Raw genomic sequence first — 7,692 nt, 5'->3', positions numbered from 1 at the left:
CGGGGACCGGGTCCAGGGCCGCCGCCTCGCCGATATCGGCGGCAAGGGGCTCTTCGCCAAGGAGATCCACGAGGCGCTGCTGGACGGCCGGGTCGATTTCGCCGTGCACAGCCTGAAGGACCTGGAAACGGAGCTGCCGCCCGGCCTCGTCATCGCGGGCGTTCTGCCGCGCGAGGATGTGCGCGACGCCCTGGTCCTGGGGCCTGCCGTGCCGCCGGTCTTCCGCCGCGGCGCGCTGCCGGAACTGCCGCAGGGCGCGCGGATCGGCACCGCCTCGGTGCGGCGCGAGGCGCAGCTGCGCCACCTGCGGCCGGACCTGCGCTTCGGCCTGCTGCGCGGCAATGTCGGCACGCGGCTGCGGGCGCTGGAGGGCGGCGATTTCGCGGCCACGCTGCTGGCCATGGCCGGGCTGCGCCGCCTGGGCCTGGAACATGCGGCCGTGATGGCGCTGGACCCGGAGGAGGAGTTGGTGCCGGCGGCCGGACAGGGCATCATCGCCGTCACGGCCCGGGAGGAAGATGTGGAGACGCGGCGCCTCTTCGCGATGATCGACCATCGCCCCACCCGCATCGCCGCCACGGCGGAGCGGGCGCTGCTGGCGTCGCTCGGCGGCTCCTGCCGCACGCCGGTCGGTGCCCATGCGCGGATGCTGCCCGGCGGGCGGCTGCGGCTGACCGGCCTTCTGGCGCGGGAGGACGGCTCCTTCCTGCTGAAGCGCGGCCTGGAGGGCGCGCCCGGCGACGCGGCGCGGCTGGGCCAGGAGCTGGGCGCATGGCTGCGGGCCGGGAGTCCGGCGGATATCCTGCCATGACGCATGTGGCCCCGCTCTCCCTGGCCTCCGCCGGGGATGCGCCGGTGAGCGGCGGTCCGGAGCCGGCGAAGGGGCGGATCGGCGTGCTGCTGGTCAATCTCGGCACGCCGGACGGCACGGGCTATTGGCCGATGCGCCGCTACCTGTCGCAGTTCCTCAGCGACCGGCGGGTGATCGAGGTGAATCCGCTGCTCTGGCAGCCGCTGCTGCAGGGCGTGATCCTGGCCACGCGCCCGCGCCGCTCCGGCGCGAACTACCGCCGCATCTGGCGCGCGGCGGAGAATGAATCCCCCCTGCGGACCTTCACCCGCGCCCAGGCGGAGAGGCTGCGCGCGCGGCTGGCCTCGGCGGACGGCACGGGAGAGGTCGTGGTGGACTGGGCCATGCGCTATGGCCGCCCGGGCGTGGACGAGCGGATGCGGGCGCTGATGGCGGAGGGCTGCGACCGCGTGCTGGTCCTACCGCTCTATCCGCAATACAGCGCCACCACCACGGCGACGGTGGCGGACGATGCGTTCCGCGCGCTGATGCGGATGCGGCGCCAGCCGGCGCTGCGGATCGCGCCCTCCTTTCCGGACCACCCCGCCTATATCCGCGCCCTGGCCGATTCGGTGCGCCAGGCGCTGGCCGGGCTGGAGCGGCCGCCGCAGATGCTGCTCGCCTCCTTCCACGGCCTGCCGCGTTCCTATGTCGAGAAGGGCGATCCCTACCTGGCCGAATGCGAGCGGACCATGCGGGCGCTGCGCCAGGCGCTCGGCCTGTCCGAGGCGGAATTCCCCCTTGTCTTCCAGTCGCGCTTCGGCCGGGAGCCCTGGCTGGAGCCCTATACCGACGATGTCCTGTCCGGGCTGCCCGGGCGCGGCATCCGGCGCGTCGCGATGATCACGCCGGGCTTCCTGTCCGACTGTGTCGAGACGCTGGACGAGATCGGCCGGGAATCACGGCATGTCTTCATGGAGGCCGGGGGCGAGGACTACACGGTGATCCCCTGCCTGAACGATTCTCCCGGTGCGGTGGCGTTGTTGGAAGCGCTGCTGCGTGAGGAACTGGCCGGCTGGCTGCCGGAACCGTCCGCGCCTGGCGGGTGAGCGGCCAGGGTTCTGGCGTTGCGCTTTCGGTTGGCCCCGGGGAGGCTCCGCCTGCCCCGGAACCCCCGCTGCTGGGGAATGGTATTCCCCCAGACCCCGCCTTGAGCGGGTGCGGGTGGCGAGGCCAGCCTTCCGCCTGATCCCTGGGGCACAGGTGGATCGGCGGGACCCCCGAAAAGAGGAAAGACACCGTGTCCGCGCTGGCGGCACCGGCAGCCGCCGGAGAGCAGGGCTTTCCGGCGCCATCCTACGCCGGGGAGTGCCAGCTCATCGGGTCCAGGGCCCGCAGGGTCCTGGCGGCGCGGGGGTTTGGGGGCGAGGTGGAGCCTTGCCCCCAGGGGACGCGGCGGAACCCATCGCGCCCGGCGAGACGGATCAGGGCAGCAGGCGGGCGAGGGCCTGGGTCAGTTCCTCGGGCGCATAGGGCTTGGCCAGAACCGGGACGTTGGCATGCCGGGTCGGCACGCCGGCCTGTCCGTAGCCGGAGGCGACCACGAAGGGCACGTTCATGCCGGTCAACGCATCGGCGATCGGCTCGGAGGTCTCGCCCGCCAGATTCAGGTCGAGCACGGCGACGTCCGGCCTCTCGGTCTGGATCAGTTGCAGGGCGGCCGCCACGGTCGCCACGGGGCCCAGGACCTGCGCGCCGGCATCGAGAAGCGTATCCTCCACCAGCATCGCCACCAGTGTCTCGTCTTCCACGACCAGGACCCGACGTCCCTCCAGTGTGCTCATGCCAGATGCCCGCTCAATTCCGATGTCGTGCCAGCCTTATAGACTGGACCCGGCCCGATTGCGATGCACCGTCCGGACATCTCCTTTGCGGCATCGCGTCGCGAAGAGGATGTCCAGAGGGCTGTCCTTCCGGGCCCTGCCACCAGGCGAGAGGGGATGCCCCCCTCCCGTTGTCCCCGGGGGTGCCCACCGCGACGGGGGTGGCTTCAGTCGGCGTATTGCCCGGCCTCCTGGATCACCGGCCGCCATTTGGCGATATCGGCCATCCAGTAGTCCCGGTGCGCCTTCGGCATGGCCATCGCATCGGCCACCGGGGCGGTGCCGAGCTCCGCGAAGCGCGCGACCACGTGCGGGTCCTTCAGCGCGGTGCGCAGGGCGCTGGAGAGGCGCTCGTTGATCGCCGCCGGCGTGCCGCGCGGCGTGTAGATCCCGTGCCAGATGGAGACCTCCATGCCCGGCAGCCCGGCTTCGTGCACCGTCGGCAGGTCGGGCAGGGCGGCCAGGCGATCCTTTGTCGTCACGGCGAAGGCGCGCACGGAGCCGGCCTTGATCTGCTCGGTGGTGTTGGTGGTCTGGTCGCACATCACGTCCACAGTGCCGCCCACCAGGTCCGTCATGGCCGGGGCGGTGCCGCGATAGGGCACGGTGGTCACCTGGGTGGCGATGGCGTTCTGCCAGAGCAGGCCGCAGAGATGGCTGGCCGCCCCGATCCCGGCATTGGCGAGGTTGATCTTGGTGCCTTCGCGCTTCATCAGCGCCGTCAGCTCGGCCAGGGTGTTCGCGCCGATGTTCTTGCGGGCGATGACGGTCATCGGCACCTCGGTGACGAGGCCCACCGTCTCGAACCCGTTCACCGGGTCATAGGACAGGCGGCGGTACAGGGTCGGCGTCGTTCCCATGCCGATATGGTGCATGAGGATGGCGTAGCCGTCCGGCTTGGCCAGGGCGACCCGGGCGGCGCCCAGCGTGCCGCCGGCCCCGCCGACATTCTCGATCACCACCGTCTGCTTCAGGTCGCGCCCCATGGCCTCGGCGACCAGCCGGGCCACCGTGTCGGTCGGGCCGCCGGCGGCGAAGGGCACGGTCATGGTGATCGTGCGGCTGGGGTAGGAATCCTGCGCGGCGGCCGGCAGGGCCAGGAAGGCGGCCGCCAGGACGAGGGCACAGCGCCGAATCATGTCGTTTCCTCCGGATTATAATTTCGTCATCGAAGGATGCGCCGCTGCAAAGGTCAACGACGAAGAAGCCGATTCGGCTTGCGGAAAGAGGCGGTTTTATTGCTATTTCGTAATAAAGTGCATCGCCAGGCTGCTGTGGCCCAGTCCGGGCGTGGCGCCAGGAGCACGGGGCGGGAGGGCCGGCCCGCCGGCAAGGGGCGGGCCGGGAAAGGGCAGGGCGCTTCTCTCCGGGGGAAGCGCGCCTGTCAGGCGTCCATCTTGAGGGCGGCGATAAAGGCGCTCTGCGGGATCTCAACCTTGCCGAACTGCCGCATGCGCTTCTTGCCCTCCTTCTGCTTCTCCAGCAGCTTGCGCTTGCGGCTGATGTCGCCGCCGTAGCACTTGGCGGTGACGTCCTTGCTCAGCGCGCCGATGGTCTCGCGCGCGATGACGCGGCTGCCGATGGCGGCCTGGATGGCGATCTTGAAGAGCTGCTTGGGGATCAGGTCCTTCAGCCGCTCGCAGATCTGCCGCCCGCGCTTCTCCGCCTGGGAGCGATGGGCCATGAAGCTCAGCGCATCCACCGGCTCGGCGTTCACCAGGATGGAGATCTTCACGAGGTCGCTCTCCTCGTAGCCGTCCATCGTGTAGTCGAAGGAGGCATAGCCGCGGGAGATCGACTTCAGCCGGTCGTAGAAGTCGAAGACCACCTCGTTCAGCGGCAGCTTGTAGACTGCCATCGCCCGGGTGCCGACATAGGTGAGGTCGATCTGCTGTCCGCGCCGCTCGGAACAGAGCGCCAGCACGGAGCCGAGGTACTCGTCCGGGACGAAGATCGTCGCCTTGATCCAGGGCTCCTCGATGGTGTCGATCACCGAGCCGTCCGGCATGTCGGCCGGGTTGTGCAGCTCGATCCTCTCGCCGTTCGTCTTGTTGATCTTGTAGACCACGCTGGGCGCGGTCGCGATCAGATCGAGGTCGAACTCGCGGCTCAGGCGCTCCTGGATGATCTCCAGGTGCAGCAGGCCGAGGAAGCCGCAGCGGAAGCCGAAGCCCAGCGCGGCGGAGGTCTCTGCCTCGTAGTGGAAGGAGGCGTCGTTCAGCCGCAGCTTGGACAGCGATTCGCGCAGCTTCTCGAAATCGTCCGCATCGACCGGGTAGAGGCCGCACCAGACCACGGGGATGGAGGGCTTGAAGCCCGCCAGCGGCTCCGGCGCCGGGTTGCGGTCGTCGGTCACCGTGTCGCCGACATTGGTGTCGGCCACCGTCTTGATGGCGGCGGTGAAGTAGCCCATCTCGCCCGGCCCGAGGCTCTCGACGGTCTGCATCTTCGGCCGGAACACGCCCACTTGGTCGATCAGGTGCGTGGTGCCGTTGGCCATCATGCGGATCTTCTGGCCGCGCCGCAGGTGGCCGTCCTTCACCCGCACCAGGATGATCACGCCGAGATAGGCGTCGTACCAGCTGTCCACCAGCAGCGCCTTGGTCGGCGCGTCCGGGTTGCCCTGCGGCGGCGGCAGGCGGGTGACAACGGCCTCCAGCACGCCCTCGATGTTCAGCCCGGTCTTGGCGGAGATCATCACCGCGTCGTCGGCGGGGATGCCGACCACGTCCTCGATCTGCTGCTTCACCCGCTCCGGCTCGGCGGCCGGCAGGTCCACCTTGTTCAGGATGGGGACGATCTCGTGCCCCGCCTCGATGGCCTGGTAGACGTTGGCGAGCGTCTGCGCCTCGACGCCCTGGGAGGCGTCGACCACCAGAAGCGAGCCCTCGCAGGCGGCCAGGGAGCGGGAAACCTCGTAGGCGAAGTCCACATGGCCCGGCGTGTCCATGAGGTTCAGCTGGTACAGCTCGCCATCCGCGGCGCGGTAGTCCAGCCGGACGGTCTGCGCCTTGATGGTGATCCCGCGCTCGCGCTCCAGCTCCATGTTGTCGAGGACCTGGTTGGTCATCTCGCGGTCTGACAGGGCGCCGGTCTTCTGGATCAGCCGGTCAGCGAGCGTGCTCTTGCCATGGTCGATATGGGCGATGATCGAGAAGTTGCGGATGCGGGAGAGGGGGGTGTCGGTCATGAAGGGTCCGGCCGGAATGCGGGCGTGAGGCGGGTTTTCGGCCGCGCGGGCGTGTTGTCGCCCCTCAGATAAGCCACCCGGCGCCCGGCACCAAGCGCGGAGCGGGCCGGCAGCCCCTGGCGCGGACATATCCTGTCGAAGTGAATATTTCCGATATATCGGATCTTGCGGCGGATATGGGCTTCGCCTATTTCCGATATATCGAAACCCTATCGAGGATAACCTGATGCGACATTTCTTCTCCCACCGCCGCTCCGATCCCCGCTGGCCCGGCCAGGATGGCCGCTGCGAGGCCCGCCGCTTCCACCGCGACTTCGGGGACGGAGAGCGTGGCGGCCGTGGCCCCTTCGGCCGGCACGGCCATCATGGCCGGGGCGGGCGCGGCGGCCGCTTCTTCGAGAGCGGCGACCTCCGCCTCGTCCTGCTGCGCCTGATCGCGCAGCGCCCGCGCCACGGCTACGAGCTGATGGAGGAGATCGAGACCCGGCTCGGCGGCGCCTACCGTCCCAGCCCCGGCACGATCTACCCGACCCTGACCCTGCTGGAGGAACTCGGCCAGATCGCCGTTTCCGCCACCGAGGGCGCCAAGAAGCTCTACGCCGTCACTCCGGAGGGCGAGCGCGTCCTGGCCGGACAGAAGGCGGAAGCGGATGCGCTCTTCGCCCGCATGGAGGCGGCCGGCGGCGAAGCTCCGGCAGCCGGCAAGTTGCAGATCCTCCGGGCCATGCATAACCTGAAGCTCGCCCTGCGGCTGCGTCTCGGTCGCGGCAACCTCTCCGAGGAACAGCTCCGCCGCATCGTGGAGGCCATCGACGCCACCGCGACGCGGATCGAGCGGGAATAAGGACCACAGCCATGGATACGGGCATGGAGAAGGCCCCGGCGCGGGTGGCGCGCCGGGTCCGCCACGAACTCCGCTTCCGCCAGCTCGACGTGACGCGGGTGGAGGACATCACGCCGGCCATGCGCCGGATCACCCTAGCGGGGCCGGATCTCGCCGGCTTCACCAGCCTCTCCTTCGACGACCATGTGAAGCTCTTCTTCCCCGAGCCCGGCGCCCCGTTGGCGCTGCCGGTGGCGGGGCCGAACGGCGTCGTCTTCCCCGAGGGCCAGCCGCGCCCGCCCGCGCGCGACTACACCCCGCGCCGCTACGACGAGGCGGCGGGGATTCTGGAGATCGACTTCGCCCTGCACGAGAACGGGCCGGCGACGGACTGGGCCAGCCGCGCCAGGCCCGGCAACCGCATCGGCCTCGGCGGCCCGCGCGGTTCCTTCGTGATCCCCATGGACTTCGACTGGCACCTGCTGGTCGGCGACGAGACGGCCCTGCCCGCGATCGGCCGCCGCCTGGAGGAACTGCCCGAAGGCAGCCATGCCCTGGTCATCGCCGAGGTGGCCGGGCCAGCGGAAGAGCAGGTCTGGCGGAGCCAGGCGAAGCTCGACCTGCGCTGGGTCCATCGTGGCCGCGTGCCGCCGGGCCAGGGCGGCGGGCTGGAGGAGGCGCTGCGCGCCCTGACCCTGCCGGGTGGCGAAGGCTATGCCTGGGTCGCCTGCGAATCCCTGGTCGCCAAGCGCCTGCGCCAGATCCTGGTGGAGCGGCACGGCCTGCTCAAGGAGCGTATCAAGGCCGCCGGATACTGGAAGCTCGGCGCCGCCGGGGCACACGAGACGCATAACGACTGATGCCGGGAGCGCCGGTTGTGGCGCTTCACCTCCGGCCTTGCCCTGTCCCGGGTGAAGGCTCTGCCTTCCCCCCGGCCCCCCATCCGCCAGGAGCCGGTGGCTCCTGGACCTGCCAGGAGTTGGCACCTGCTGTGGCCGGATCGCGC

7 protein-coding genes are annotated in these 7,692 nt (G+C 70.2%); 4 read left to right on the top strand and 3 right to left on the bottom strand.

Going from position 1 to position 7,692, the window contains the following annotated elements; translation table 11 throughout:
• Together hemC and hemH are read left to right on the top strand one after the other, a co-directional pair.
• Positions 1-811: hydroxymethylbilane synthase (hemC, locus tag ROTAS13_RS15710; protein WP_075822802.1), on the top strand; the 811-nt coding region annotated here is incomplete at its 5' end.
• Positions 808-1,899 carry a ferrochelatase gene (gene hemH, locus ROTAS13_RS15705; RefSeq protein ID WP_252570967.1) on the top strand — a complete coding sequence of 364 codons (1,092 nt, stop codon included), beginning with the start codon at positions 808-810 and terminating at the stop codon, positions 1,897-1,899. The genes hemC and hemH, both read left to right, overlap by 4 nt.
• Positions 1,900-2,274: 375 nt before the next feature.
• On the opposite strand, the gene ROTAS13_RS15700 is transcribed toward hemH, so the two are convergent.
• The 3 genes from ROTAS13_RS15700 to lepA form a co-directional block, all read right to left on the bottom strand.
• The gene (locus ROTAS13_RS15700) at positions 2,275-2,634 is read right to left on the bottom strand and encodes a response regulator (protein ID WP_019462156.1); all 360 of its coding nucleotides are present in this window, start codon (positions 2,632-2,634) and stop codon (positions 2,275-2,277) included.
• A 206-nt stretch (positions 2,635-2,840) separates the two neighbouring features.
• The gene (locus ROTAS13_RS15695; protein ID WP_058389923.1) at positions 2,841-3,812 is read right to left on the bottom strand and encodes a tripartite tricarboxylate transporter substrate-binding protein; all 972 of its coding nucleotides are present in this window, start codon (positions 3,810-3,812) and stop codon (positions 2,841-2,843) included.
• Between the two features lie 245 nt (positions 3,813-4,057).
• Entirely contained in the window at positions 4,058-5,863 is a 1,806-nt protein-coding gene (lepA, locus tag ROTAS13_RS15690; protein WP_075822801.1) for a translation elongation factor 4, read from the bottom strand.
• Positions 5,864-6,089: 226 nt separating this feature from the next.
• Here lepA and ROTAS13_RS15685 point away from each other — a divergent pair, with 226 nt between their 5' ends.
• Together ROTAS13_RS15685 and ROTAS13_RS15680 are read left to right on the top strand one after the other, a co-directional pair.
• Positions 6,090-6,707 carry a PadR family transcriptional regulator gene (locus ROTAS13_RS15685; RefSeq protein ID WP_075822800.1) on the top strand — a complete coding sequence of 206 codons (618 nt, stop codon included), beginning with the start codon at positions 6,090-6,092 and terminating at the stop codon, positions 6,705-6,707.
• A 23-nt stretch (positions 6,708-6,730) separates the two neighbouring features.
• Positions 6,731-7,546 carry a siderophore-interacting protein gene (locus ROTAS13_RS15680; RefSeq protein WP_075822803.1) on the top strand — a complete coding sequence of 272 codons (816 nt, stop codon included), beginning with the start codon at positions 6,731-6,733 and terminating at the stop codon, positions 7,544-7,546.
• Positions 7,547-7,692 lie beyond the last annotated feature (146 nt).

This window comes from Roseomonas sp. TAS13, from assembly GCF_001950415.1.
Classification (GTDB): Bacteria; Pseudomonadota; Alphaproteobacteria; order Acetobacterales; family Acetobacteraceae; genus Roseomonas; species Roseomonas mucosa.
This window is presented reverse-complemented; position numbering and strand designations above follow the sequence as displayed.

Bases quoted from the DNA above. Each gene is read 5' to 3' on its own strand.
- hemH (WP_252570967.1), top strand. From the start codon at position 808: ATGACGCATGTGGCCCCGCTCTCCCTGGCCTCCGCCGGGGATGCGCCG.
- ROTAS13_RS15700 (WP_019462156.1), bottom strand. From the start codon at position 2,634: ATGAGCACACTGGAGGGACGTCGGGTCCTGGTCGTGGAAGACGAGACA.
- ROTAS13_RS15695 (WP_058389923.1), bottom strand. From the start codon at position 3,812: ATGATTCGGCGCTGTGCCCTCGTCCTGGCGGCCGCCTTCCTGGCCCTG.
- lepA (WP_075822801.1), bottom strand. From the start codon at position 5,863: ATGACCGACACCCCCCTCTCCCGCATCCGCAACTTCTCGATCATCGCC.
- ROTAS13_RS15685 (WP_075822800.1), top strand. From the start codon at position 6,090: ATGCGACATTTCTTCTCCCACCGCCGCTCCGATCCCCGCTGGCCCGGC.
- ROTAS13_RS15680 (WP_075822803.1), top strand. From the start codon at position 6,731: ATGGAGAAGGCCCCGGCGCGGGTGGCGCGCCGGGTCCGCCACGAACTC.